This window comes from uncultured Phenylobacterium sp., from assembly GCF_902826855.1.
Classification (GTDB): Bacteria; Pseudomonadota; Alphaproteobacteria; order Caulobacterales; family Caulobacteraceae; genus Phenylobacterium.
In genome coordinates, this window is the sequence record NZ_CADEGK010000003.1 from 22472 (window position 1) to 48160 (window position 25689).

The following is a 25689-nucleotide window of genomic DNA, read 5'->3' on the forward strand; positions in this document are numbered from 1 at the left end:
GCCGCCGTGGGCACCGCCGGCCAGCGCTGCACGACGCTGCGCCGCCTGTTCATTCACGAGAGCCTGTACGACACCCTGCTGCCGCGCCTGAGGGCCGCCTACGCCTCGGTGAAGGTCGGCGATCCGCGCGAGCCCGAAACCCTCGTAGGCCCGCTGATCGACCCGGCCGCGCTGGACGGCATGCAGCGCGCGCTGGCCGACGCGCGGGCCGCCGGCGCGAAAGTCCACGGCGGCGAGACGGTGGACCTGGGCGGCGGCTGCTATGTCCGCCCCGCCCTGGTGGAGATGCCGGCGCAGGCTGAGGTGGTCCGGCGCGAAACCTTCGCGCCGATCCTCTACGCAATGAAGTATCGGGACCTGGCCGACGCCATCGCGCTGCAGAACGACGTCCCCCAGGGCCTGTCGTCCTCGATCTTCACCAACGACATGCGCGAGGCCGAGCTGTTCATCTCGGCGCGCGGCTCGGACTGTGGCATCGCAAACGTCAATATCGGCCCCTCGGGCGCGGAGATCGGCGGGGCGTTCGGCGGCGAGAAGGAGACCGGCGGCGGCCGCGAGGCGGGCTCCGACAGCTGGAAGGCCTACATGCGCCGGGCGACCAACACGGTGAACTACGGCGCCACCCTGCCGCTGGCGCAGGGTGTTACGTTCGAGGTCTAGCGCGGGCGGGGCGGACCGCGTCCAAACGGCGCTTTGCTTCCGCCGGGGCCGCTTGCCACAATCGGGCTTTCCGCGACGCCCATTTCGAAAGACGTGAAGACTTTGACGATTACCCCTCCGGCGGCCAACGCCCCGGCCGCCGACCCCCTGGTTTCGGTCGACGCACTGATCGACGGCCTGGGCTCGGTCGGCTACATCGCCTCTCGCCGGATCGCGACCGCCCTCTACATGGCGGTGAAGCTGCAGAAGCCGATCCTGGTCGAGGGCTCCGCCGGCGTCGGCAAGACCGAACTGGCGCTTTCCACCGCCAACCTGCTCGGCCTGCCGCTGATCCGGATGCAGTGCTACGAGGGCCTCGACGAGTCCAAGGCGCTGTACGAGTGGAAGTACGGCAAGCAGCTGCTCTACACCCAGATCCTCAAGGACCGGATGGGCGCGGCGCTGGCTGATGCGGCGGACATGGACGCCGCCATGGTGCGCCTGCACGGCATGGGCGATCTGTTCTTCTCCGAGCCTTTTCTGGAGCCGCGGCCGCTGATGCAGGCGCTGCGCCAGGATGACGGCTGCGTGCTGTTGATCGACGAGGTCGACAAGTCCGACGAGGCCTTCGAGGCGTTCCTGCTGGAGGTGCTTTCCGCCTACCAGGTCTCGGTGCCGGAACTGGGCGTCATCGTCGCCAAGACGCCGCCGCTGGTCTTCCTGACCTCCAACAACGTCCGCGACCTGGGTGACGCGCTGAAGCGCCGCTGCCTGCACCTGCACATACCGCTGCCGGAGGCGGCGCTGGAGGAGCGCATCGTCGCCAGCCGGGTGCCCGGTGTGGAAGCCAAGCTCACCCGCGACCTGGTGGCCTTCGTCCAGTCGCTGCGCACCATGGACCTGAGGAAGCCACCGTCGATCTCCGAGACCGTCGACTGGGCTCGGGCGCTCGTCCTCCTGCACGCCGACAGTCTCAGCCCCGACCTGGTCCGCGACACCCTGAACGTGATCCTGAAGTTCGAGCAGGATATCGTCGCGGTCGAGCCCCAGGTGGTGGAGCTGCTGCACCGGCGCTAAGCGATGCAGCACACCCTCGAACAGTTCTTCCGGGCCCTCCGCGCCGCCGACGTCCGCGTCTCGCCGGCCGAGGCGATCGACGCCAGCCGGGCGGTCATGGTCACCGGCTACGCCGACCGTTTGCTGTTCAAGGACGCTTTGTGCTCGACGCTGGCCAAGTCCGCCGAGGAAGTGGACGCGTTCGACTCCGTGTTCGAGACATTCTTCGCCCGCGACGCCGTCTCGATGCCGCCGCCCTCGGACTCGCCCCAGGGCGAGCCCAGCCAGGAGGACCTGGACCAGGCGGCCGGCTCGCCGCTCGCCCAGGCCGTCCTCACCGGCGACGCCGCGGCCGTCCAGCAGTCGATGGAGGAGGCCGCCGCCCGGGCCGGCGTCGCCGAGATCCCCCCCTCCACCCGCCCCCCCCTCCTTACCAGGCGTCTCCTGGAGGGGATGGGCCTGGAGGAGATCGAGCGCATCACCGCCAACGCGCGCCGCATGCCGGACGGCGCGGGCGAGGGCCTGGCCAACCGCTTGGAAGGCGCGCGCCGCAATCTGTTCGAGCAGGCCCAGCAGTTCGTGGCGCGCCAGCACGACCTCTACGCCGCCGGCTCCGCGCAGGAACTGCGCGAGGAGCGGCTGCTCAGGAAGCAGTTGAACGCCGACGGCGGCGTCGACCCGGTCGACTACCGGTTGATGGCCGCCCTGGTGAAGAAGATGGCCAAGCGCCTGGCGGCCAAGTACTCGCGCCGCCGTCGCGCCGCCCAGAAAGGCCACCTGGACGTCCGCAGGACGCTGCGCAGGTCCATGGCCCACGAGGGCGTGCCGTTCGAGATCTCGTGGAAGGTCAAGAAGGTCGACAAGCCGTCGATCGTTGCCATCTGCGATGTGTCGAAGTCGGTGGCCGCCGCGGCCCAGTTCCTGCTGACTTTCCTCTATTCCCTGAACGAGGTGGTCGACCGAATGGACGCCTTCGCGTTCTCCGGGCGGCTGATCAGCGTGAACGACATCCTGGACGACAACGGCGTCGAGGTCGCGATCCTGAAGGTGCTGCAGGAGATCGGCTTCCAGCAGACCGACTATGGTCGGTCACTCCAGGACTTCGCCGAGAACCACCTGGACCGGCTGGACCGCCGCACCACGGTGATCTTCCTGGGCGACGGCCGCTCCAACTTCGCCGACCCGCGGCTGGACCTGATGCGCCAGATCCATGACCGGGCGCGCGCCGTCATCTGGCTGAATCCCGAGCCAGAGAGCTACTGGGCCCAGGGCGACAGCGTCATGCACCGCTACGCCCGCTTCTGCCATGTGGCCAAGCAGTGCGGCACCCTGGAGCAGCTGGAGCGCGTCATCGACGACGTGCTCAGGAGCTACGTCCCTCACTGACGTCGAGGGCGCGCTTGGCCTTCAGGGTGGCGGCGATCACCACGTGACGCTCGCGCGTGATGCCATAGGGCAGAAGCATCACCAACGAGACGATCCCGATCACCGCCGCGGCAGGGCCCCAGGCGAGGATCAGCTGAGCCAGCATGTGTTCGGGCAGCACGGCGTTGATCTGGCGTCCCGCGTCCTGGGGAAAGTTCATCCAGTCCAGCGCCTCGCCGGCGATGAGGGCGCCCAGGCCCGTCGCCGCCTTGCCCGCGAAGCCGAGGCCGGCGAAGTACATGCCTTCGCGACGCGTGCCGAACCGCACCTCGTGGTCGTCGGCCGCGTCGGCCATCATCGAGGGGTAGGCGATGGCGAAGAAGCCCGAGCCGATTCCGATCCAGCTCGCGTTCAGCATCAGCGCCCCCAGGGCGTCGGTTCCGGTCGGGGCGTAGAGGCCCGCGGCGCGCAGTCCTGGCAGCACTGTCCAGCCGACGATCACGAAGCCCAGGCCCAGCACGACCGCGGAGCGCTTCTCCATCCGGCGCAGCAGCAGCGGCGTGATCGGCACGCCCACCGCGATCCCGAACAGGTAGGCCAGGGTGATGAAGAGGATCGTCTCCGGCGCCACCTTCCAGACGAAGACGTAGGCGTGGGAGTTGAGCGCCGCGGTAAGCCCGGCGGCCGCCGAGGTCAGGAGTATCGACGTGAACAGCACCCGGAACGACGGGTTGCGGAAGATCTCGATCACCTCCGGAATCAGGCTGTGGACCAGCGACTTGGGCGGCGTCAGCGGCTGCGGCAAGCGCGCGGCATAGCGCCAGATGCCCAGGCAGCAGATCGCCGCTGAGACGAAGCAGAGGCCTGCGACGGTCCAGCCGAATGCGGGATAGGCCTCGGCGCGCTGCAGGCCGCCCGGGCCCGCGAAAAAGACCATGTAGGCGAGCACGTTGATCAGGAGCCCCGCGGCGATGCCGGCGAAGGTCCGGAAGGCCACGATGCTGGAGCGCTCCACGTAGCCGTCTGCCATCTCCGCGCCCAGGGCGAAGTAGGGCAGGTTGAACATCGAGGCGAAGCCGCGAAGCGCCAGCTTGGACCCGGTCAGCCAGCCGAACAGGAGGAAGGGCGCGAGCGCGGCGGGCGGCGCAAAGAGCAGGCCAAGCGAGAGGGCCATCAGCGGCGCGCCCAGCACCATCAGCGGCAGGCGTCGGCCGAACTTGGACCGCACGTTGTCGCTGATCGACCCGATCAGGGGATCGAACACCGCGTCGACCGCCATGCTGATCGCCAGCGCCAGGCCCACCAGGCCGCCGGAGAGCCCCAGCACGGCGGTGTAGTAGAAGAAGACGAAGCTGGCGACGGTGAGGTAGCCGGACTCGATCATCTGGCCGAAGCCGTAGATGAACTTCACGGAGAAGGGCGGCTTGAGCTCTCCCTCGGCCGTCGCCGCATCGGGCGCAGGCCCAGTGACATCCCCAGCGATCGCCAAATTACGTCCCCCGCAGTCCCTTGAACGGACGGTATCCGCGGGGGCGGCCGTGGCAAGCGTGACCCGGCGTCAGAGCTCCGCGGCGCGACGGCGCTTCAGCTCGGTCAGCATCGCCTCATGCTTGACCCGGGTAATCGCGTAGGGGGCAAAGACCAGGGCGCCCAGCAGGGTGAGCACCGAGCAGGCCGGGCCCCAGACGATGATCAGGCCCGCCAGCACGTCCTCCGAGATCACGGCGTTCACCTGACGGCCCATCTCGCGGGGGAAGCGCAGGACGTCCAGCGCCACGCCGCCGAGCAGCAGGCCAAGACCCCCGGCCGCCTTGCCGGCGAAGCCGAGGCCGGAGAAGAACAGGCCTTCCTGCCGCTCGTGGTACTTGAATTCGTGCTCGTCGGCCGCGTCCGACATCATCGAGGGCAGGGCGATGAAGATGAGGCCCGAGCCGAGGCCGACGACGAAGGTGGTGGCGATCAACCATGGCAGCGCCTCCAGGCCCGTCGGCGCGAACAACCCGGCTGCGCGGATGCCCGGCAAGAGGGCGTAGGAGAGGATCACGGTCGCGAACCCGATCAGGACGGCGGTCTTCTTCTCGATGCGCTTCAGCAACATCGGCGTCACCGGCACGCCAATGGTGATGCCGAGCAGGAGGGCATAGGTGTTGAACTGGATCGCCTCGGGCCGCAGCTGCCAGACGAAGACATAGGCGTGGTTCTGGACGGCGCCGTGCAGGCCGGCCGACGTCGAGAAGATCAGCATGGCCAGGAACAGGCGCAGGAAGGTGGGATTGCGCATGATCGACATCACCTCGCCCACCAGGCGGGCGGTCATCGGCCGCGGCGTCGTCGTCGGTTGCGGCAGGGCGGCGGCGTAGCGCCAGATCCCCGCGCAAGAGAGCAGCGCCGCCACCAGCACCATCGCCGCGATCGTCCAACCGAAGGCGGGATAGCGCTCCGGCTGTTGCAGGCCGCCCTCGCCGGCGAAGAAGACGGAATAGGCCAGGAAGGTGGTCGCGACGCCGATCAGGATGCCGGCCAGCAGGCGCCAGGCGACGATCCGCGCCCGCTCGGTGTAGTCGTCCGACATCTCTCCCCCCAGCGCGAAGTAGGGGATGTTGAACATCGAGGCGAAGGCGCGGACGCCCATCTTCGAGACCGTCAGCCACAGGAACAGCAGGAACGGCGTGAGCGTCGACGGCGGCGAGAACAGCATGCCCATCGTCAGCATGGTGAGCGGCGCGGCGAGCAGCATCACCGGCAGGCGGCGGCCGAACTTCGAGCGCACGCTGTCCGAGAAGGACCCGATCAGGGGATCGGCGGCGGCGTCGAGGGCGAGGCTGATCGCCAGCGCTGCGCCGACCATGCTGCCGGACATGCCCAGGACGGCCGTATAGTAGAAGAACACGTGGGCGTTGACCGCCAGGTAGCCGGACTCAACGAACTGCCCGAGGCTGTAGAAGAACTTGACCCTCGCCGGCGGCTTCAGGTCCCCCGCAAGGGCGGGTGCGCCAGCTATGGTCGCACCGGGAATCCCTTCAGCCACCGCCACGTCTGCTTCCTTCCACCCACTCTTGTTGGAAGGAACGGTATCCGCCTTTGGGGGGCTGGCAACCGTGACGCTACGTCACCTATATTCGCTGGAGCTGGACGTCCCCGCCGGCCTCTCTCACGGCCCTACACGCCGCGGAGAGGACCCTCGAGCACGTGCGATGCTTGTGACGCTCAACCGCCACCGTTGATGTTCACCTTCTGGCCGTTGGCGTAGGGATTGGCGTCGGAAACGAGGTAGGTGACGACGGCCGCGACGTCCTCGGGCGTCGAGACGCGGCCGAACGGCGAGGCGGCGTCCAGTTCGTGGATGTCGGCCACGCCGCGGGTGGCCTTGCTGAGGCGGATGCCCATTTCCGTCACCGTCAGGCTGGGCGCCACGATGTTGGTGCGGATGCCGTGACGCCGCTCCTCCTTGGCCAGGGTGTAGGCTAGAGCCTCCATGGCGGCCTTGCCCATGTTGTAGGGCGCGCCGTTGGGCCCGTTGCCGAGCGTGGCGACGGACGAGATCATGATGATGTCGCCGCGGCCGCGTCCCCGCATCTGGGGGATCACCAGCTTGGCGAGGTAGTGCGGGGCGAAGGCGTGCACGCGCACCACCCGCTCCATCTCGGCGGGGTCGGTGTCGGCGACGGACTGCCCCCGCGATGCGATCCCCGCGTTGTTGACGAGGATGTCGATGCCGCCGAAGTCGCGCAGGATCGCTTCCACCATCACCTGGTCCTCGTCGAGGTTCTCAACCGACGCGGAGTACGCCTTCGCCTTGCGGCCGAGCTTCTCGATCTGGGCCACGGTGTCGGCCGCTGCGGCCTCATCGCGCCGGTAGTTGACGGCGACGTCCGCGCCGGCCTCGGCCAGAGACAAGGCGATCGCCTTGCCGATGCCCCGGCTGCCACCGGTGACCAGGGCGACCCGCCCCTTCAGTGAGATTTCCATGTGATGCGTTTCCCCTTGCTGATTTTTGCCCAGGCTCGCGCCACACGGCGCGCGACGGCTTCCGGATTGATGGCCTACAGGGTCTTGGCTCCGGCGCCGACCACCATATCTCGGCGGGGGCAGGTCAGCATCTCTCGGGGCGACGCCACGACCCCATGCGGAGCCGCTACGTCCTGGCCGGCACTTGACGCGTCCCATCCGCGCCTTGAGTGTCGCGAAGCGAGCGGCGGAGACCGCGGGAGGAAGACACCATGAGCGCCACTGTGAACACCGTCCTGGGCCCGACGAAGGCATCGGAGCTGGGCCGCACCCTGGTGCACGAGCATGTGCTGATCGGTTTCCCCGGCTGGTTCATGGACGCCCGCCAGCCCGCCTTCAATCGCCGCGAGGCGGTGGAGCGCGTGGTCGACGCGTTCCAGGAACTGCACGGCCACGGGGTTCGCACGGTGATCGATCCCTGCCCGATGGACCTGGGCCGCGACGTGGAGATCTGCGCCGAGGTCTCGCAGAAGACCGGTATCAACCTGATCTGCGCCACGGGCGCCTATGTCGAGGACATGGGCATCCCCTGGACCTTCAAGAACCTGCCCGTTGAGGCCATCGCGGAAGCCTTCATCAAGGAGATCGAGCGCGGCGTCGGCGACACCGGCATCCGCTGCGGCGTGATCAAGATCGCCACGGGCCGAGGCAAGGTGTCTGACTATGAGCGCAAGGTGCTGACGGCCGCCTCGATGGCGGGCAAGGCCACCGGCGTCCCCCTGATCTCGCACACCGAGAACTGCAACTGCGGGCACGACCAGATCGACATCGCCACCGGCCGGGGGCTGAAGTACTCCCGTCTGATCGTCGGCCACAGCTGCGGAACCGACGACCATCCCTACCAGAAGTCGCTGGCTGAGCGCGGCGCGTACGTCGGCTTCGACCGCTTCGGTCTCGAGCAGGAGATTTCCGACGTCATCCGGACCAAGAACCTGAAGGCGCTGGTCGACGCCGGTCACAAGGACCAGATTCTCGTCTCCCACGACACGGTGAACTGCTGGGCCGGCGCCTACGGAAACACCGATCCGATGGAGCTCAACAAGGCCCTGCCGAACTGGAAGATGACCCACCTGTTCGAGAACATCTTCCCGGAACTGAAGAAGATGGGGATGAGCCAGCAGGACCTGGACGACATCACCGTCGAGAATCCGCGCCGCTACTTCGAGGATGCCTGGGCCGCCGTCCGTTAGGCCGGGCGCACCAGCCTGAAGCAGCTGCGCAGCTCCTGCACGAAGAGGTCGGGCTGTTCCCAGGCCGCGAAGTGTCCGCCGCGGTCCAGTTCGTTCCAGTAGATGATGTTCGACATGCGCCGCTCCGCCCAGCGCCGCGAGGGCCGCGAAATCTCCTTGGGGAAGATGCTGACGCCGACCGGAAGCTCGAGCTGGGATGCGCCCCGGGCCTGAGCGCCTTGCGCGCCCTCCCAGTAGAGGCGCGCCGCCGACGCGGCGGCGGCCGGCAGCCAATAGAGCATGATGTTGTCGAGCATCTCGTCCAGCGTGAACACGTCTTCCGGCGAACCCTTGTTGTCGCTCCACGCCCACAGCTTCTCGTAGATCCACGCGGCCTGGCCGACCGGCGAGTCCACCAGGCCGTAGCCCAGGGTCTGGGGCCGCGTGCCCTGCTGGGCGGAATAGCCCTGGCCGGTACGGGCGAACTCCGCGCTGGCCGCCAGAGAGGCCTCCTCGGCCGGCGTCAGGTTCTCGCGATCCTCGGCCGTCGGACCGGCGAGCGGCATGTTCAGGTGAATCGCCAGGCAGCCCGGGGGCCGCGCCACGCCGATCGCGGTGCTGACGAAGGCGCCGACATCCCCGCCCTGAGCCACCCAGCGCTCATATCCCAGACGCGCCATCAGGGTGATGAAGGCGTCGCCGATCCGCTTGATGTTCCAGCCCGTCTGCGACGGTTTGTCGGAAAAGCCGAAGCCGGGGACGGACGGCGCAATGACGTGAAACGCATCCTCGGCCCGGCCGCCATGGGCGACGGGATCGGTCAGCGGGCCGATGACCTTCAGGAACTCGATCACCGAGCCGGGCCAGCCGTGGGTAAGCAGCAGGGGCAGGGCGTTCGGGTGCGGCGAACGCACGTGAAGGAAGTGGATGCCCAGGCCGTCGATGTGCGTCTTGAACTGGCCGAGGCCGTTCAGCAGGGCCTCACACCGACGCCAGTCGTAACCCGTGCGCCAGTGGTCGCAGAGCGCGCGCACCTTGGCCAGCGGCGCGCCTTGCGACCAGTCCCCCACCGTCTCCTGCTCGGGCCAGCGGATGTTCGCCAGCCGGCGCTGCAGATCGTCGAGCTCCGCTTGCGGTACGTCCAGGACGAAGGGGGTGATCTGGTTCATGGCATTGCCCTGTTGAAGGCTGCCATGGGTACGCCCTCGCCCGCTATCGATCCAGCCCGGCGCCTCCTCCGCGCGCACGGGAATCGGCGGGCGGCTTTCCAGGCCCGACAGCACCCAGCGGCGGGCCTCGGTCCAACCCTGCGCTGTGCGATCGAGCGGTTTCTGGATGGCGGCGTTGGTTGCGTTGGCCCAGGGGAGGCGGGGCGGGCTTCGGCCCCGCTCCCAGGCCTAAATGATCCAGCCTTCCGGGAGGCTCGCCAGATCGACGCCCTCGAGCGTGAGGGTCTGGTGTCCCGTCAGCGAAATCACGACGTCCTCGCCGACCTGTTCCACCGTGTAGGGTACGTTGCCCTGGATGCGGATGGCGTCGCCGTCTTCAGCGTTGAAGTCGATGATCACGTCGCTGCCGCCACCGGCGAAGATGTTGAAGGTGTCGCCGCCGGCGCCGCCCTCCAGGGTATCGTTCCCCCTGTCGCCGGAGATGAAGTCGTTGCCGTCGCCGCCCGACAGGCTGTCGTCGCCCTGGCCGCCGTAGACCATGTCGTCGCCTTCGCCGCCGTCCGCGGTGTCGTCGCCGATGTTGCCGTTGACGAAGTCATTGCCCAGGCCGCCGAAGAGGAGGTCCTGGTCCTTGCCGCCCAGCACCCAGTCGTCGTCGTCGCCGCCGTCCACGGTGTCGTTGCCGGCCATGCCGTTCAGCGCATCGTGCGCGGCGCCCGCCACCAGGGAGTCGTCGCCGGCCTGGCCATGGAGGATATCCTGACCTTCGCCGCCTTCCAGGATATCGGCCCCGGACGTTCCGTTGAGGGTGGTGGTCAGGGTGTCTTCGCCTTCGATGCTGGCGAAACTGTTGATGGACATGCGCGTCTCCCCACAATGCCCCCGCATGCATCAAGCGTCGGCGTAAAGCTGGGCTGAAAGAAGACCGTTAAGTTCGCCGCGGCCGATGTTCGTCAGAACCTCCCTGCCCCCTCACCAGCTGTCGATCCAGCGCAGCTTCTTCTCCGTGCGCGCCGGAATGGGGGGCAGGCTCTTCAGGCCCGCCAGCACCCAGCGGCGGGTCTCGGCGGGGTCGATGACGTCGTCGAGGGCGGGGCTGGTGGCGGTGCTGAGCGCCTTGCCGCGGGCGTAGGCGGCGGCGACCATCTCGTCGAACTTGGCCTTGCGTTCCACCGGGTCGGCGATGGCGGCCAGCTCGTTGCGGTATCCCAGCTTCACCGAGCCCTCCAGGCCCATGCCGCCGAACTCGCCGGTGGGCCAGGAGACGCAGAACATCGCGCCCTGGTAGCTGCCGCCGGTCATGGCGATGGCGCCCAGGCCGTAGGACTTGCGCACGATCACCGAGAAGATCGGCACGGTCAGGTTGGCCCCGATCACGAACAGCCGCGCGCAGTGGCGGATCAGGCCGGTCTTCTCCGCCTCGGGCCCCACCATGTTGCCGGGGGTGTCGGAGAGCGACAGGACCGGGATGTCGAAGGCCTCGCAGAGCTGCAGGAACCGCGCGGCCTTGTCGGAGGCGTCGCTGTCGATCGCGCCGCCCAGGTGCATCGGGTTGTTGGCGAAGATGCCGATGGGCCGGCCTTCGATCCGCGCGAAGGCGGTGACCATGGCCAGGCCGAACTTGGGACGCAGCTCGAGGACCGAGTCCTTGTCGGCGATGAGCTCGATCACCTTGCGGATGTCGTAGACCCGCAGCCGGTTCTCCGGGACCACGCGGCGCAGCAGCCGCTGGTCGGCGCAGGACCAGTCGGCCACCGGGCCCTGGAAGTAGGAGAGGTACTTCCTGGCGGTGAAGACGGCCTCCTCCTCGTCCTCCACCAGGACGTCGATGGTGCCGTTGGCCTGCATCACCTTGATCGGGCCGATCTCCTCCGGCCGGAACACGCCCAGGCCGCCGCCCTCCACCATCGCCGGGCCCCCCATGCCGAGGGAGGAATCCTTGGTGGCGATGATCACGTCGCAGCAGCCGAGGATGGCGGCGTTGCCGGCGAAGCAGCGGCCGGAGTTCACCCCCACCAGGGGCACGGACCCCGACAGGCGACCCCAGAACTCGAAGCCCCGGGTGAAGCCGCCGCCTTCGGTGTCGCCGGGCCGCCCGCCGCCACCCTCGGTGAAGAACACCACCGGCAGCTTCCAGCGAATGGCCAGCTCGGTCATCCGGTCCAGCTTGAAGTGGTTGTTGGTCCCCTGGGTGCCCGCCAGCACGGTGTAGTCGTAGCTCATCACCGCGACGCGCGACTTCTCCTCCGGGAACAGCGATCCGTTCACCGAGGCCAGGCCCATCAGCATGCCGTCGGCGGGGGTGGTGTCGATCAGCTCCTGCAGCGTGTTGCGCCGCCGGCGCGCCGCAAGGGTCAGCGCGCCATATTCGGTGAAGCTGCCGGGATCGACCAGGTCGGCGATGTTCTCCCGCGCCGTGCGCTGGCCGGTCTTGCGCCGGCGCGCCACCGCCTCGGGCCGGGCCTCGTCGCGGGTCTTGGCCTGCCGGGCCAGCACCTCGGCCAGGTCCGGCCGGATGAAGTCGAGGTCGATCTCCTCGGCCTCCACGACGCCGCCGCCGTCGATCTCGCTCTCCTCGATGAAGGCCAGGGGGTGGCCCTCGTAGACAGTGTCCCCAGCGACGACATTGACCAGGCGCACGATGCCGGACGCTTCAGCGCCGATCACGTGTTCCATCTTCATGGACTCCATGATCATCAGCGCCTGCCCGGCCCGCACGGTCTCTCCGGCCGCGACGGAGACGCTGACCAGAGTGCCCTGCAGCGGCGCGCGCAGGGGCTTGGTCCCCTCCGGCCCCTCGGCCTCTTCCTCCTCGTCGGCGACCTCGGCCTCCGCCTTGCCGAGCGCCAGGATGGCCAGGGGGTCCGCCGCATCGACCTGGTAGCCGACGCGCTTCGGTCCCGCTGCGCCCCGCGCCGCGGCGTCGAAGTAGAGTTTGGGATGGGCCTCCGGCTCGCCGGCCAGTTCGCCCATGTGCTCTTCGATGAACCGGGTGTGCGTCTCGCCCTGCGCCACCGCCGGGTGGGCCAGGAGGTTCTGCAGGAAGGCGATGTTGGTGGGGCTGCCCTCGATGCGGAACTCCGACAGCGCGCGGTAGGCCTTCGCCACGGCGCGGCTCAGGCCGCCCGCACCGGCGTGCACAACCAGCTTCGCCAGCAGGCTGTCGAACCGAGCCGAGGTGCGGTAGCCGGCGTAGCCGAAGCCGTCGACCCGCACGCCGGGCCCCGACGGCGGCTCGAACACGCTGAGCGTCCCGCCGGCCGGCCGCGCGGAGCCGTCGGCGGCCATGGTCTCCAGGTTGACGCGGGCCTGCACCGCGTGGCCGCGCGGCTCCGGCACACGGTCCTGGGTGAGGGCCAGGTCGGAGAGCGAGCGTCCGGCGGCGATCCGCAGCTGCAGGCGCACGAGGTCCAGGCCGGTGACCTCCTCGGTGACCGTGTGCTCGACCTGCAGGCGCGCATTGCCCTCGATGAAGACGACGTCGTCGCCGTCCACGAGGAACTCCATGGTGCCCAGGCTGCGGTACGCGGCGGCCTGGCCCAGCGCCACACCGTAGCCGAACAGCCGCTCGCGCACCGCCATGGGCAAGGTGTCGGCGGGCGCGATCTCGATGACCTTCTGGCGCTGGCGCTGCAGGGAACACTCGCGGTCCCACAGGTGGCTGACGCTCTCGCCATCGCCGACGATCTGCACCTCCAGGTGCCGCGCCCGGACGAGGAAGCGTTCGACGTAGAGGTCGCCATTGCCGAACGCCGCCTTGGCCTCCGACGCGCAGCGCTCGAACGCTTCCGCCAGCTCCGCCGCTGTGGTGGCCGGGCGCATGCCGCGCCCGCCGCCGCCGGCGACCGCCTTGACCATCACCGGCCCGTTGGCGGCGAAGAACGCCTCCGCCTCCGCCAGGGTGGTCGGCCCGTCGGTCCCGGCAAGAACCGGCACGCCGCACTGCTGGGCCAGCGCGCGGGCGCGGCCCTTGTCGCCGAACAGCTCCAGGGTCTCGGGGCTGGGGCCCACGAAGGTGAGGCCGGCCGCCGCGCAGGCCCGCGCGAAGGCGGCGTTCTCGGAGAGGAAGCCGTAGCCCGGATGCACGGCATCGGCGCCGGCCTCCTTGGCCACGGCGACCATCTGGTCGATGTCGAGGTAGGCCGCCGGCCCCGAGCCGTTGAGCGCCACGGCCCGGTCGGCCTTGCGGGTGTGCAGGGAGGCAGCGTCGTCCTGCGAATAGACCGCAATGGTGTCGATGCCCATTTCGGCGGCGGTCCGCGCGATCCGCACCGCGATCTCCCCGCGGTTGGCGATCAAAAGCGTCTTCACTGGCGGCCCGTCCCCTCAGATCGCGGTCTCCCGCCGCGGGCGGCCATCATGCCCAGACCCCGCGCCGGGCCAAGCCTCGGCGTCGGTAAAATTATATGCTTTCATATTGCAACTGGTTTTATTACTGGTGCGAAACGCCTCGCACCAGAGTGGAAGGACCAACCCATGCGTAAGCTGATCCTCTCAATGTTCATGAGCCTGGACGGCTACATCGAGGGGCCCGACGGCTTCGTTCAGCCGGCGTGGTCCGACGAGGTCGCGCGGGAGTGGTCGGGCTGGGCCGGCGAGAACGGCGGCCACCTCCTCTACGGACGGGTCAATTTCGAGTTCAACCGCGGGTTCTGGACCTCGGACGAGGCCCGGGATCTGCCGGAGAGGGAGTTCATGAACAGCCTGTCCAAGTCGGTCGCGTCACGGACGCTGACCGGCGACCTGGGCTGGAACGGCCGCGCGGTTGCAGATGTCGCGGCCGAGGTGGCCCGTCTGAAGGCTGAGGACGGGAAGGCCATCCTGAGCTTCGGCGGCGCGGCCCTGGCGCACAGCCTGATCGCCCAGGACCTCGCGGACGAGTATCGCGTGATGGTCGGCCCCGTCCTGCTGGGTGGCGGGAAGCGCCTGTTCCCCGAAGGCGTGCATCGGGACCTCAGGCTGGTGGAGAGCCGACGCCTGGACGTCGGCTCCCTGATCCTGCGGTACGAGCGCGCCTAGGCTTTCAGCATGTCCTTGGTGATCGGCAGGCTGCGAACCCGCTTGCCGCTCGCCGCGAAGATGGCATTGGCCAGGGCCGGGATGGCCGGCGGCAGGGCGGGTTCGCCCAGGCCGGTCGGCGGAAAGTCCGTCTTCAGGAACTTCACCTCCACCGGGCAGGACTCGCTCATCCGCAGCAGGCGGTAGTCGGTGAAGTTCCGCTCCTTGACCGCGCCGTTCTCGATGGTGATGGACTGGTGAAGCGCCGCGGAAAGGCCGTCCAGAACCGAGCCCTGCACCTGGTTGATCGCCCCGTGCGGGTTGATGATGGTGGAACCCACGTCGCAGGCCACCCAGACCTTCTTGACCTTCACCGCGCCGTCCGTCGCCACCGCCACGTGGGCCACCTCGGCGAAATAGCCCTGGTGGCTGTAGTAGTGGGCGACGCCCAGGCCCTCGCCCTTCGGCAGCTTGCCCCGGTCGGCCCAGCCAGACATCTCGCCCACCGCCGTCAGCACGGCGCGCATCCGGCCCGCGCCATAGCGGCTGGGCGGGTTGCCGACCACGTCCTTGTCGCCCAGCAGCTTGAGCTGGAAGGCCAGCGGATCCTGTCCCGCCGCGTGCGCCATCTCGTCGATGAAGGACTGGAACACAAAGGCCAGCGCATTGGAGCCCGGCGCCCGCAGGGGTCCCGTCGGGATGCCGATCGGGATCATGCTGGTGTCGTAGCGCACGTTCGGCACGAAGCCGGCGGGATACTCGTTCGCCGCCATGCCGGCGCTGGGCGCGACGCCCTGGCCGACCTGGTAGGTCACGAAGTGATCCTGCAGGGCGATCAGGTTACCCTGAGCGTCGACGCCGCCCTTCAGGAAATGGAACCCGCCCGGCCGGTACTGGTCGTGGGCCATGTCGTCTTCGCGCGTCCAGAGCAGCTTCACCGGCGCGCCGGTTTCGCGTGCGATCCAGGCGGCTTCCACCATGTAGTCGTTGGCCAACCGCCGGCCGAAGCCGCCGCCGCCGCGGATCATGTGGATGGTGATGTCCTCGGGCTTGATGCCCAGGGTGCGCGCCGTGAGCTGGCGGCCGGGTTCGGGGTTCTGGGTGGGCGCCCAGATCTCCAGCTTGCCGTCCTTGAACTCGGCGGTGCAGTTCTGCGGCTCAAGGGTGGCGTGGCTGATGAAGGGGTAGGCATAGGCCGCCTCGACGGTCTTGGCCGCGCCCTTCAACGCCGCATCCACGTCGCCATCGTTGCGGGCGTTCTTCTGCGGTTTGCCGGCGTGGAGCTGGGCGGCCTGCTCGGCGAAGCCCTTGGTGGACTGGCTGGAGGTCGGATGGTCGGCCCACTTCACCTTCAGCTTGTCGCGGCCCTTCTTGGCCGCCCACCAGGTGTCGGCGACGACAGCGACGCCGGGCAAAAGGCCCTGGCCCAGCTGGCCGGCCGGGAACAGGCCGTTCGGGTCACCCTCGACCACGAACGCCTTGCGGACGCCCTTGACGGTCTTGGCCGCCTCGAGGTCGGCGCTGGCCACCTTGGCGCCGAACACACCGGCCTTGGCGTAGGTGGCGTAGAGCATTCCCGGGCGCTGCACGTCGATGCCGAACAGCGGCGCCCCGGTCACGATCTTGGCGACGTCGTACTGCGGCGTCGCCTTGCCGATGATGCGATAGGCCTTCGCGTCCTTCAGCGTCAGGGACTTGGGGTCGGGCGGGGTGATGTTGGCGCAGGCGAGCGCCAGGGAACCGTAGGTGCGCTTCTTGCCCGACGGCTTGTGGATCACGTTGCCGGAGTCGGTGGCGCAGTCGGCGGGGCCGCAGTTCCAGGCCGTGGCGGCCGCCTGGATCAACATGGCGCGCGCGACCGCACCCACGCGGCGCAGCTCGTCCCAGTGCAGCGGGGTGGCCATCGAGCCGCCGGCGAACTGGCGGCCGAAGGCCTTGGGATCGTTGTCCGCCTGCTCGACGCGGACCTTCTCCCAGGGCACGTCCAATTCCTCAGCGATGAGCATGGGCAGCATCGTTTTGATGCCCTGGCCCACCTCCGGGTTCTTGGCCATGATCGTGACCATGCCGTCTGGCGCGACGCGGACGAAGGCGTTGAGCGCGCCGACACCGGCGGTCTGGGCGTTGGCCTTGGGCGCCACGGTGAAAGCGAGGGTCAGGCCGGCGGCGCTGACCGAGGCCAGGACCTCGCGGCGGTTGGCCTCGGGGAGAATCTTGGAATGCAGCGTCATGGTGCTCACGCTTCCTTCTGGCCGGAGGCGCGCTTGATCGCGGCGCGGATGCGGACGTAGGTGGCGCAGCGGCAGATGTTGCCGCTCATCGCCGCGTCGATCTGGGCGTCAGTGGGCTTGGGCGTCTTGGCCAGTAGCGCCGTGGCGCTCATGATCTGTCCGGGCTGGCAGTAGCCACATTGGGCCACGTCCAGGTCCATCCAGGCCTGCTGCACCTTCTTGCCGACCGGGTCGGCGGCCATGGCCTCGATGGTGGTGACCTTGGCGGCCCCGACCGCGCCGGTGGGGATCGAGCAGGAGCGCATCGGCTGGCCGTCGATGTGGACCGTGCAGGCGCCGCACGCCGAGACGCCGCAGCCGTACTTGGGCCCGACGATTCCCAGCGTATCGCGCAGGGTCCACAGCAGCGGCGTGTCGCCGTCCACATCGGCGCTGAGCGCCTTGCCGTTGACATTGAGGGTATAGGCCATGGCCCGCTTTTCTCCCGGAGTTCGCGCAATGCTACCCCGACGCGAGCACGCGGCAAAGCACCGGTAGGTGACGGCGCAGAAACAGTTCGCCGGCTCGGCTGAGACCGTCGAATGACGGCTCCCCTATAGCGGCAGGGTCCCGCAGCCCTCTAGGCTGTGACGGCAGGGAAATGGATCTTGGCCTGGAAGCCGGCCGGATCGAACCGGCCTTCCACACGCCCGCCGTTGTCACGGAGGGAGATGTCGATCAGGCGGGTCCCGAAGCCGCGCCGCGCCGTCGGCTTCACCGGCGGGCCGCCGACCTCGGTCCAGCTCAGCACCGCCTGGCCCTCGCTCGCCGCGGTGAGGCCCAGCTTCACGCGGCCGGAGGGCGCGGAGAGTGCGCCGTACTTGACCGCATTGGTCGAAAGCTCGTGCAACAGCAGGGCCATGGCCACGACGACCTCGGTCGGGATGCTCACCTGCGCCAGCTTGTCGTCCCGCTCGAACCGCGACTGGTCGAAAGGCGTCAGCGCCCGGTCCAGCAGGTCGATGAGCGGCAACGGCTCGCCGGCCGCCTGTGTCACCAGGTCCTGACTGTCGGCCATCGACTGCAGACGCGCGATCAGGATGGCCTCGAAGTCGTCCACCGTCTTGGCGCTTCGCGCGGTCTGGGCGACGATGGCCATCATCACCAGGATGCCGTTCTTCACACGGTGGGCCAATTCGCGAAGGATCAGGTTGCGCCGCTGCTCGGCCATCCTGCGGTCGGTGACGTCGAGATTGCCGCCCACCACCAGATTGCGGCCGGCGGCATCGCGAATCACCCGGCCCCGGGCCTGGATCCAACGCGCCTTGCCGCCCGGACTGTGCAGCGTGCGGAACTCCGCCGTGAACTCGCCGCCGTCAGGCTTCTCCGCCACCGCGGCGTAGGCTGCGCGCAGGACGTCGCGGTCGTCGGGGTGGATCAGGGGGTTGAAGTCGGCGATGGCCATCGGCCGCTCGTCGACAACCCCGAACAGCTCCCGGTTGCGCGCATTCCAGACCAGCTCGCCCGTGGCGAGGTCCCACTCCCACAGGCCCAGGCCAGTGGCCTCGACAGCGGTCTCCAGCCGCTGCAGGCGCGCCTGCAAGGCCTGCATATCGGGCGTGGTCTCAGACGCGACCAAGGAACAGGGCCCCACTTGCGCTCTCTTCAGCCGTCTAATGTGGCCCCACGGCCCCGCTGCGACAACCTCACAATCCAATCGGTCGCACCCTTGCGCGATCGGCGAGCTGTCACGCGCGCGGCAAGACCACGACCGCGTCGGGCAGTTCGTTGGGGTTGTCGCCGAACCTGGCCGGGAAGCGGTCGGCCAGGATATCCGCGCATTGGGCGATGGCCGCGGCGAAGCCGGCGGCGGGATCGCCGCGGCGCAAACCGTCGGTCAGCGCCGCCATGGCCTGGGCCCAGACACTGGCGTCGACCTGGGCGTCGATGGACTCATCGGCGATCAGCTCCGCCATCCGCTCGGCCGCCGAGACGTAGATCAGGACGCCGGTGCGCTCACGCGTGGCGTGCAGGTTCTTCGCCAGGAACTGCTCCTCGGCCCGCTGGCGGACCCTGTCGCGCTTCATGCCACGCGGCGTCAGCGCCCGGCGAACCGGCGGGATCGCCACCACGAACAGGGTGACGACGAACAACAGCCCCTGCATCAGAAGCGTGCCGATCAGGGCCGCGCGCGCGGTGGCCTCACCCACATCCTCCACCTGATCGGCAGTCCAGCCGCCGAACATCGCCATGTCGGGCGCGGTCACGTGCACGCCCGCCAGCAGCATCACCGCCGGCGCCAGCAACGCCACCCCGGCCGCCCAGGCCAGGGGCGTGGCGTGGTAGTCCGAACTCTCCTCGGCCACCACGCAGTAGATCTCGCCCGTGGTCCGGATTTCGGCCGCGCGCACGGCGGCCTCCACCGCCTCCAGGTCGCCGGGCTTCAGGAAGGGTCGCGCCATCTTGCCAAGCTCCCCGATCACCAACTTCCCGAGGCGCCGCCGCCGCCGCCCGAGCCGCCGCCGCCGGAGAAGCCGCCTCCGCCGCCGCCACTCCAGCCACTGCGGCCGCCCCGGCCGGAACTGAGCACCAGGGGCAGCAGCCACCACAGGCCCGAGCCCCCGCGCCGGCGGCCACCGAACATCCGCAGCACGCCGCTCAGCACCCAGATCACGATGATGACGACGAAGAAGATCGGGATACCGCTGCCGCGTTCACCCTCGCCTGTGATGATGACCTTCGGCTGTTCGGCGGCGGCCACGGCGGCCTTGGCCTCGGCTTCCGGCAGGCCGATCTGGGCGACGATCGCCTCTGCGCCGTCGACTATGCCCTGCTCGAAGCGGCCCTGCTTGAAGGCCGGCAGGATCTTGCGCTGGATGATCAGGCTGGAGAGCGCGTCGGTCAGCACCGGCTCCAGGCCGTAGCCGACCTCGATGCGCACCTTCTTCTGGTTGGGCGCGACGATCAGGATGACGCCGTCGTTCTTGCCCTTCTGGCCGATCGCCCAGGTCCGCAGCAGCTGATAGCCGTAGTCCTCGATCTCGTAGCCCTGCAGGTCCGGCAAGGTCGCCACCACCACCTGGTGGCCGGTCTTCTGCTCCAGGGCGGCCAGCTCGTCCGTCAGCTTCCGCTCCGCCGCCGGCGACAGCAGTTGCGCCTCGTCCACCACACGCCCGGTCAGGGGCGGGAACTTCGGCGCGGCGAGGGCGAGCGTTGGGAGGAGCAAGATGACCGCCAGAACCGCCGCGGCCCACCTCACGGTCGCCACCCCACGGGCAGCCGCAGACCGACCCGGGCGGCCCAAGCCGAATCCAGGCCGGCGGCGAGCCCGCCTGAATCCCCCGGTCAAGCCGGAGGAGGACGTGGGGAGGTAATCCGTCACCCTACTTCGGCGGCGGGGAGCCGGGGGCCGCGCCGGCCGGGGCCGTCGCGGGCGCCTGGGTGGGGCTGAAGTCGACCGTCGGCGTGGTCTGCGCGGTCGCCGTCGCCTGGAACAGCTGCATCGGCTGCGAACCGCCGTGCACCGTCTTGGCCCAGATGATCTGCGGGAACGTGCGCAGCGTGGTGTTGTAGTCGCGGACCGCCTCGTTGTAGTCGCGCCGCGCGATCGTCACGCGGTTCTCGGTGCCTTCCAGCTGGCTCTGCAGGGCCATGAAGTTCTCGTTCGACTTGAGCTCCGGGTAGTTCTCTTGCAGCACCCGCAGAGGCGCCAGGGCCAGGCTGAGGTTCTGCTGGGCGGCTGCATAGCGCTGGAACGCCGCCGGATCGGTGGTGATCGACGCGTCGGACCTCACCTGCATGGCCCCCGCACGGGCCTGGGAGACCCCGATCAGCACGCTGGACTCCTGGGCCGCATAGCCCTTGACCGTCGCGACCAGGTTGGGGATCAGGTCGCTTCGGCGCTGGTACTGGTTCTGCACCTCCGCCCACTGGGCCTTGGCCCTCTCCTCCTTGGTGGGGATGGTGTTGACCCCGCAGGCGGCCAGGGCCAGCGGCGCGATCAGGAGCAGCGCCGCGCGCCCGATACGGTTGATAAGGCTCTTCATGGAAATCCCCTGGGGTCGAGGCCCGTCACGTCTTGCCGATATGTGGCCCGCGCATTGATCAGACGCAACGCCGCGAGCATGGTCTGGGTTCGGCCTGGGGGGACCGATGGCGGTGAAAACCAGGGCCTACTATGCGCCGGGCAGTCTTAGCGCCGCCTTCTACGACCTCGTCACCGACGCCGACCTGCGCCTGCGGGGCGACGAGGATATCTACGCCGCCCTCGCGCCGTCGGGCGGAGGCATCCTGGAACTGGGCGCCGGATCGGGCCGCCTTTCGGCCGGGCTGGCGGCGCGGGGCTTCACGGTCACCGGCGTCGACATCGCGCCCGCCATGCTGGCCCAGGCCGAGGCCCGTGCCGCAGCCCTGCCGCCGGAGGTCCGCGCCCGGATCACGCTTCGCCGCGGAGACATGACCGCGCTCGACCTGAAGGCCACTTTCGACCTGGTAATCTGCCCGTTCTTCACCCTGGCCCACGTGCCAACCGGCGCAGCGTGGCGGAACACCTTCGCGGTCGCCGCCAAACACCTGGGGGCCGGAGGGCTGGCGGCGTTCCACCTGCCCCGGCTGGACCTGATGCGCCGCGCCGGTCCGGCCAATCCGGAGGCTCCGGTGCTGGATGAGGTCCTGCCCGACGGCCGCCGCCTGTTGATGTTCGTGCGCGAACGCAGCTTCCGCGAGGGCGTCAATCGCCTGGACCAGGTGGTGGAGTACGCCGTCGCCGACGCCGCCGGCCGGATCGGACCGCGCTCGCCCGAACGTCTCACCTACTACATGACCGACCCGGCGCCGCTGGCCGCTACCGCCGGCCTGATCCCGGACCGGCCGCCGATCGATATCGGCGGGGTCGGCGACATCTTCGTCTTCCGGAAAACCTAGGCGGCGAGCTTCGCCGGGCTGACCACGGTGACCGCCCAGCCGGGCTTCGGCGGCCGGTGGCGGATTTTCTCGCCCTTCAGCCAGATCAGCAGCGCCTCCCAGTGGATCGCGCCCACTACGCCCAGAGTCATCCAGGGGTGGGTCAGCCAGGCGCGCATGAGGTTGCGATCGGTGAGCTCCTGGCGCGCCGCCACGAACCCCGTCGTCAGCACCCGGCCCTCGGCGTCGTCCACGTCCACCAGCACCTGCGTCTGGTCGCCGGGTGGGCGGACCCGGAAGGCGTAGCTGAGGCCCATGTCCATGAAGGGCGAAACGTAGAAGCCCTTGTCGCAGGCCTGCTTCACCACCGGCGCGTCATCCGCCGGGATCAGGTAGCTGTGCCGCTCGCCGAAGGTGTTGTTGACCTCGTACAGGATGGCGCTGAGCGCGCCGTCCGCCCGGTGGCAGAAGAAGACGCTCAAGGGGTTGAAGCCGCCGCCCAGGATGCGCGGCATGGCCAGCACGCGCACCGGGCCGCCGTGGGCGATGCCGGCGGCGGCCAGTTGGGCCTCCACCTGGGTCTTCAGCGGCGTCCTCGAACCGTCGCCGTGGCGCGCGGGATCGAAGCCAGTCAGGTTGAAGCGCTTCAGCGAGAACAGCTTCAGCTCCCGGTCGAGCGCGTCCACCTCGTCCAGGTCCAACAGCAGCATGAAGATGCGATAGCGCAGGCTGTGCCGCCGGGGCTTCAGCCGGCTATGGGTCACGACCCCGGGATAGAGGCCGGATGCGCGCATCAGGCAGCCGCCTCCGCCAGCTCGAATCCACGCACGTGGATGCGGCCCGACTCGCCGTCGACGGTCCAGGGCCGGCGCACGCCGCCCAGCTGCTCGGCCACCGCCAGCCCCGACTGCAGGGCGTCCTCGTGGAAGCCGTGGCCGAGATAGGAGCCGCAGAACCAGGTGCGCCGCACGCCCTGGATATCCCAGAACTCCCGCTGCGCCGAGATGGCCGCCGCATCGAACAGCGGATGCTCGTAGACCTCGGTGCGGATCAGCTTGTCCGCCGCGATCTCCTTGTTCGGGTTCAGGGTGCAGAAGATGTCCGGGGCGTCCTTCAGGCTCTGCAACCGGGTCATCCAGTAGGTGCAGGCCCCCTCGCCGGGCGCGTTGCGGTAGCCGATGTGGTTCCAGCTGGTCCAGGCGGCCCGCCGCTTCGGCATCAGCACCGGATCGGTGTGCAGGGCGATCAGGTTGCGGCTGTACTTGAAACAACCCAGCAACCGCTGTTCGTCGGGGGTCGGATCTTCGAGCAGGCCGAGCGCGGTATCGCCGTGGGTGGCGATCACGACTTCGTCGAACCGCTCGCGGGTTCCGCCGGCCAGCCGCAGCTCCGCGCCATTGGCAGCGCGCCGCACCCCGCAGACGCGGACGCCCTTGCGCACCTCGCCGCCGAACGCCTCGCTGAGCTTGCGCACATAGGCCCGGGAGCCGCCCTCGACTGTGCGCCAAAGGCCGCGCCCGGTGACGCTCATCATGCCGTGGTTCTGGAAGAAGCGGATCAGCGAGGCCGCCGGGTAGGCGGCGATCTGGTCCAGCGGCGTCGACCAAATGGCCGCGGCCTGCGGCAGCAGATGGTCGTCGCGGAAGGCGTCGCCATAGCCCTTGGCTTTCAGGTAGTCGCCCAGCGAGGTGGCCTTCAGCTCCAGCTCGGCGAGGTCGCGCGGCGCGGTCTTGAAGAAACGGGTGATGTCGGCCAGCAGGCCCCAGAAGCGTGGCGACAGCGCGTTGCGCTTCTGGGCGAAGATGCCGGCGAGGCCGAAGCTGGAATATTCGAACGCCCCATCGTCCAGCGATACCGAGAGCGACATGTCCGCATAGACGCTGGGCACGCCCAGGTGCTCCAGGAGCGCCGTGAAATTCGGGTAGTTGCCTTCGTTGTAGACGATGAACCCGGTGTCGACCGGGACGGGACCGCTGAAGCCTGGCGCCTCGGCGGTGTTGGCATGTCCGCCCAGGCGACCGTCGGCCTCGAAAAGGGTGACCTCATGCCGCTGGGAAAGCAGCCACGCAGCGGAAAGTCCCGCGATGCCGCTGCCGACGACGGCGACCCTGCGCCGCTCTGCGCCACTCATGTCCACCCTATCCGAACCCCTGTCTGCACACTGCAGCAACGCGCGAACCCGACGTCTCTGCTTAGCAAAGGCTACGGCATGATCACAGCTCCGGATGCGTTCGCGGCTGCACGTCGGGGATGCGTCGGACCGCCGAACATGGTCGTATCGCCACCGTGCCGCCCCTGCGTTGCTCTGGGGGTGGCGGGGAGAGACGCATGCTGCTGCAACTCGTGTTGGGCGTCCTGGCGGCGATGCTGGTGATCATGGTCGCCGCCTGGGCCTTCGGGCTTTGGCGGAACAACGGCGGATGGACGGATGTCTTCTGGACGTGGGGAACGATGGCGACGCTGGCGGGCGCGGCGCTCTGGCCCATCGGCGGGGCCGATCCGGCGCCGCGGCAGTGGTTGGTGGCCGGCCTGATGGCGGTGTGGGGGCTGCGGCTCGGCCTCTACCTCACGCCTCGGGTGGCGACCCATCCGGAGGATGCCCGCTACGCCAGTTTCCGCGGCCAGTTCGGCAAGGACTATCCGCGCAACATGCTGTTCGTGAGCCTGCCCCAAGCGCCGGCCACCGCGCTCCTGTCGCTGTCGGTCATCCTCGCGGCCCGCGCGCCGGAGCCCGAGCTCGGCCTGCGCGACGCACTGGCGGTCGCGGTGTTCGCCGTTGCGATCGTGGGCGAGTATGTTGCGGACGGCCAGATGAAGCGCTTCCGCGCCGATCCGGCCAACAAGGGCCAGGTCATGGACCGCGGCCTCTGGGGATGGTCACGGCATCCCAACTATTTCTTCCAGTGGCTGGGTTGGGGCGCCTACCCGGTGATCGCGCTGGATCCCGCCCGGCCGATCACCGCGCTCAGCCTGGCGGCCCCGGTCGTCATGTACATCCTTCTGCGGCACATCTCCGGCGTCCCGCCCCTGGAAACGGCGATGTTGAAGACACGGGGCGACGCCTTCCGTAGTTACCAGGCGCGCGTCAGCGCCTTCTTCCCCGTCCCAGCCAAAAGGGCCTGAGTTCCGCATGAGCCTGATCTCCGCCACCATCGACACCTTCGAAGGCGCGCCGCTGCCCGATATCGTGCGCAAGACGGCCATCACGCTGCTGGTCGCCAACGCTCGGCGCGAACACTCCAAGGCCGGGCCGGGCGCGGAAGCCGCCTTCGCCCGCGACATGGCCGAGCACCCCATCGCCGAGCACGCCGACGCGGCCAACGCCCAGCACTACGAGGTGCCGGCGGAGTTCTTCCTGAACTGCCTGGGTCCGCAGCTGAAGTACTCGTCCTGCCTGTACAGGAACCCCGGCGATACGATCGCGCAAGCCGAGGAGCACGCGCTCACGGAGACCGCCGAACACGCCGACCTGCGGGACGGCCAGCGGATCCTGGAGTTGGGCTGCGGCTGGGGCTCGCTGTCGCTGTGGATGGCCAAGACCTATCCGAACGCGCGGATCACCTCGGTCTCCAACTCCGCCAGCCAGAAGGCCTTCATCATGGCCCGTGCTCAGGAGCGGGGCTTGGGCAACCTCGAGGTCATCACCTGCGACATGAACGACTTCGAGGCTCCGGGCGAGTTCGACCGGGTGGTCTCCGTCGAGATGTTCGAGCACATGTCCAATTGGCGCGCCCTGCTCGCGCGTGTGAAGGGCTGGCTGAAGCCGGACGGCCGCCTCTTCGTCCACGTGTTCACGCACCGCACCACGCCCTACCGCTTCGACCTCAACGACGAGGCCGACTGGATCGGCAAGTACTTCTTCTCGGGCGGCGTGATGCCCAGCCACGGCCTGATCGCCCAGTTCCCGGATCTCTTCACCCTGGAGCAGGACTGGCGCTGGAGCGGTTCGCACTACGAGAAGACCGCGCTGCACTGGCTGGAGGCCTATGACCGCAACATCGCGAAGATCCGGCCGGTCCTGGAGGAGGTCTACGGCAAGGACGCCACGCTATGGCATCGCCGTTGGCGGCTGTTCTTCCTCGCCACCGCGGGCCTCTTCGGCCACCGTGGCGGGACGGAATGGGGCGTGAGCCACTACAGGCTGAAACCCGCCTAGCCAACGGGACAATCGGG

At 69.0% G+C, this 25689-nt stretch carries 21 protein-coding genes and 1 pseudogene (1 of these 22 running past the window's edge); 8 read left to right on the forward strand and 14 right to left on the reverse strand.

Annotation, left to right across the window (positions count from 1 at the left end):
• The 3 genes and pseudogenes from QZV94_RS00895 to QZV94_RS00905 all read left to right on the forward strand — a co-directional run.
• Positions 1-660, forward strand: a pseudogene (locus tag QZV94_RS00895) (aldehyde dehydrogenase family protein); it begins 839 nt to the left of the window's first position.
• Positions 661-753: 93 nt separating this feature from the next.
• Positions 754-1716: a MoxR family ATPase gene (locus QZV94_RS00900; RefSeq protein WP_293675909.1), complete on the forward strand. Its 963-nt coding sequence runs from the start codon at positions 754-756 to the stop codon at positions 1714-1716.
• Between the two features lie 3 nt (positions 1717-1719).
• Complete coding sequence (locus QZV94_RS00905) at positions 1720-3081, forward strand: VWA domain-containing protein (protein WP_293675910.1); 1362 nt, start codon at positions 1720-1722, stop codon at positions 3079-3081.
• Here QZV94_RS00905 and QZV94_RS00910 read toward each other — a convergent pair.
• The 3 genes from QZV94_RS00910 to QZV94_RS00920 form a co-directional block, all read right to left on the reverse strand.
• Positions 3059-4549 carry an MFS transporter gene (locus QZV94_RS00910; RefSeq protein ID WP_293675911.1) on the reverse strand — a complete coding sequence of 497 codons (1491 nt, stop codon included), beginning with the start codon at positions 4547-4549 and terminating at the stop codon, positions 3059-3061. The genes QZV94_RS00905 and QZV94_RS00910 overlap by 23 nt on opposite strands.
• A gap of 69 nt (positions 4550-4618) precedes the next feature.
• Positions 4619-6094, reverse strand: a complete 1476-nt coding sequence (locus QZV94_RS00915) for an MFS transporter (RefSeq protein WP_293675912.1) — start codon at positions 6092-6094, stop codon at positions 4619-4621.
• Positions 6095-6267: 173 nt separating this feature from the next.
• Positions 6268-7029, reverse strand: a complete 762-nt coding sequence (locus QZV94_RS00920; RefSeq protein WP_293675913.1) for an SDR family oxidoreductase — start codon at positions 7027-7029, stop codon at positions 6268-6270.
• A gap of 251 nt (positions 7030-7280) precedes the next feature.
• Here QZV94_RS00920 and QZV94_RS00925 point away from each other — a divergent pair, with 251 nt between their 5' ends.
• On the forward strand, positions 7281-8258 hold the full coding sequence (locus QZV94_RS00925; protein WP_293675914.1) for a phosphotriesterase: 978 nt from the start codon (positions 7281-7283) through the stop codon (positions 8256-8258).
• On the opposite strand, the gene QZV94_RS00930 is transcribed toward QZV94_RS00925, so the two are convergent.
• The 3 genes from QZV94_RS00930 to QZV94_RS00940 all read right to left on the reverse strand — a co-directional run bounded on the left by QZV94_RS00930 (position 8255) and on the right by QZV94_RS00940 (position 13717).
• A complete protein-coding gene (locus QZV94_RS00930; RefSeq protein ID WP_293675915.1) occupies positions 8255-9406 on the reverse strand; it encodes an epoxide hydrolase family protein in 1152 nt (383 codons plus the stop codon). The genes QZV94_RS00925 and QZV94_RS00930 overlap by 4 nt on opposite strands.
• A 228-nt stretch (positions 9407-9634) precedes the next feature.
• Complete coding sequence (locus QZV94_RS00935; RefSeq protein WP_293675916.1) at positions 9635-10267, reverse strand: calcium-binding protein; 633 nt, start codon at positions 10265-10267, stop codon at positions 9635-9637.
• Between the two features lie 111 nt (positions 10268-10378).
• A complete protein-coding gene (locus tag QZV94_RS00940; protein ID WP_293675917.1) occupies positions 10379-13717 on the reverse strand; it encodes a carboxyl transferase domain-containing protein in 3339 nt (1112 codons plus the stop codon).
• A 165-nt stretch (positions 13718-13882) separates the two neighbouring features.
• Between QZV94_RS00940 and QZV94_RS00945 the strand changes: the two genes are divergently transcribed.
• Positions 13883-14425 carry a dihydrofolate reductase family protein gene (locus QZV94_RS00945; RefSeq protein ID WP_293675918.1) on the forward strand — a complete coding sequence of 181 codons (543 nt, stop codon included), beginning with the start codon at positions 13883-13885 and terminating at the stop codon, positions 14423-14425.
• On the opposite strand, the gene QZV94_RS00950 is transcribed toward QZV94_RS00945, so the two are convergent.
• From QZV94_RS00950 to QZV94_RS00975, 6 genes are all read right to left on the reverse strand, one after another.
• Positions 14422-16635: a xanthine dehydrogenase family protein molybdopterin-binding subunit gene (locus tag QZV94_RS00950; RefSeq protein ID WP_293675919.1), complete on the reverse strand. Its 2214-nt coding sequence runs from the start codon at positions 16633-16635 to the stop codon at positions 14422-14424. The two genes, QZV94_RS00945 and QZV94_RS00950, sit on opposite strands and share 4 nt — an antisense overlap.
• 5 nt (positions 16636-16640) lie before the next feature.
• Complete coding sequence (locus tag QZV94_RS00955; RefSeq protein WP_293675920.1) at positions 16641-17105, reverse strand: (2Fe-2S)-binding protein; 465 nt, start codon at positions 17103-17105, stop codon at positions 16641-16643.
• Between the two features lie 149 nt (positions 17106-17254).
• Positions 17255-18253, reverse strand: a complete 999-nt coding sequence (locus QZV94_RS00960; RefSeq protein WP_293675921.1) for an HWE histidine kinase domain-containing protein — start codon at positions 18251-18253, stop codon at positions 17255-17257.
• Between the two features lie 109 nt (positions 18254-18362).
• The gene (locus QZV94_RS00965) at positions 18363-19076 is read right to left on the reverse strand and encodes a TPM domain-containing protein (RefSeq protein ID WP_293675922.1); all 714 of its coding nucleotides are present in this window, start codon (positions 19074-19076) and stop codon (positions 18363-18365) included.
• A gap of 17 nt (positions 19077-19093) precedes the next feature.
• Positions 19094-19840 (reverse strand): YgcG family protein, encoded by a 747-nt coding sequence (locus QZV94_RS00970; RefSeq protein ID WP_367253652.1) that lies wholly within the window; start codon positions 19838-19840, stop codon positions 19094-19096.
• Between the two features lie 157 nt (positions 19841-19997).
• Positions 19998-20660 (reverse strand): LemA family protein, encoded by a 663-nt coding sequence (locus QZV94_RS00975; protein WP_293675924.1) that lies wholly within the window; start codon positions 20658-20660, stop codon positions 19998-20000.
• A gap of 106 nt (positions 20661-20766) precedes the next feature.
• Between QZV94_RS00975 and QZV94_RS00980 the strand changes: the two genes are divergently transcribed.
• Entirely contained in the window at positions 20767-21537 is a 771-nt protein-coding gene (locus QZV94_RS00980; protein WP_293675925.1) for a methyltransferase domain-containing protein, read from the forward strand.
• Here the strand turns inward: QZV94_RS00980 and QZV94_RS00985 are convergent.
• On the reverse strand, positions 21534-22310 hold the full coding sequence (locus QZV94_RS00985; protein WP_293675926.1) for a DUF1365 domain-containing protein: 777 nt from the start codon (positions 22308-22310) through the stop codon (positions 21534-21536). The genes QZV94_RS00980 and QZV94_RS00985 overlap by 4 nt on opposite strands.
• The gene (locus QZV94_RS00990; protein ID WP_293675927.1) at positions 22310-23647 is read right to left on the reverse strand and encodes an NAD(P)/FAD-dependent oxidoreductase; all 1338 of its coding nucleotides are present in this window, start codon (positions 23645-23647) and stop codon (positions 22310-22312) included. Before QZV94_RS00990 ends, QZV94_RS00985 begins: the two co-directional genes overlap by 1 nt.
• A 197-nt stretch (positions 23648-23844) precedes the next feature.
• Here QZV94_RS00990 and QZV94_RS00995 point away from each other — a divergent pair, with 197 nt between their 5' ends.
• Complete coding sequence (locus QZV94_RS00995; RefSeq protein ID WP_293675928.1) at positions 23845-24639, forward strand: DUF1295 domain-containing protein; 795 nt, start codon at positions 23845-23847, stop codon at positions 24637-24639.
• Between the two features lie 7 nt (positions 24640-24646).
• Positions 24647-25672: a cyclopropane-fatty-acyl-phospholipid synthase family protein gene (locus QZV94_RS01000; RefSeq protein WP_293675929.1), complete on the forward strand. Its 1026-nt coding sequence runs from the start codon at positions 24647-24649 to the stop codon at positions 25670-25672.
• Positions 25673-25689: the final 17 nt, after the last annotated feature.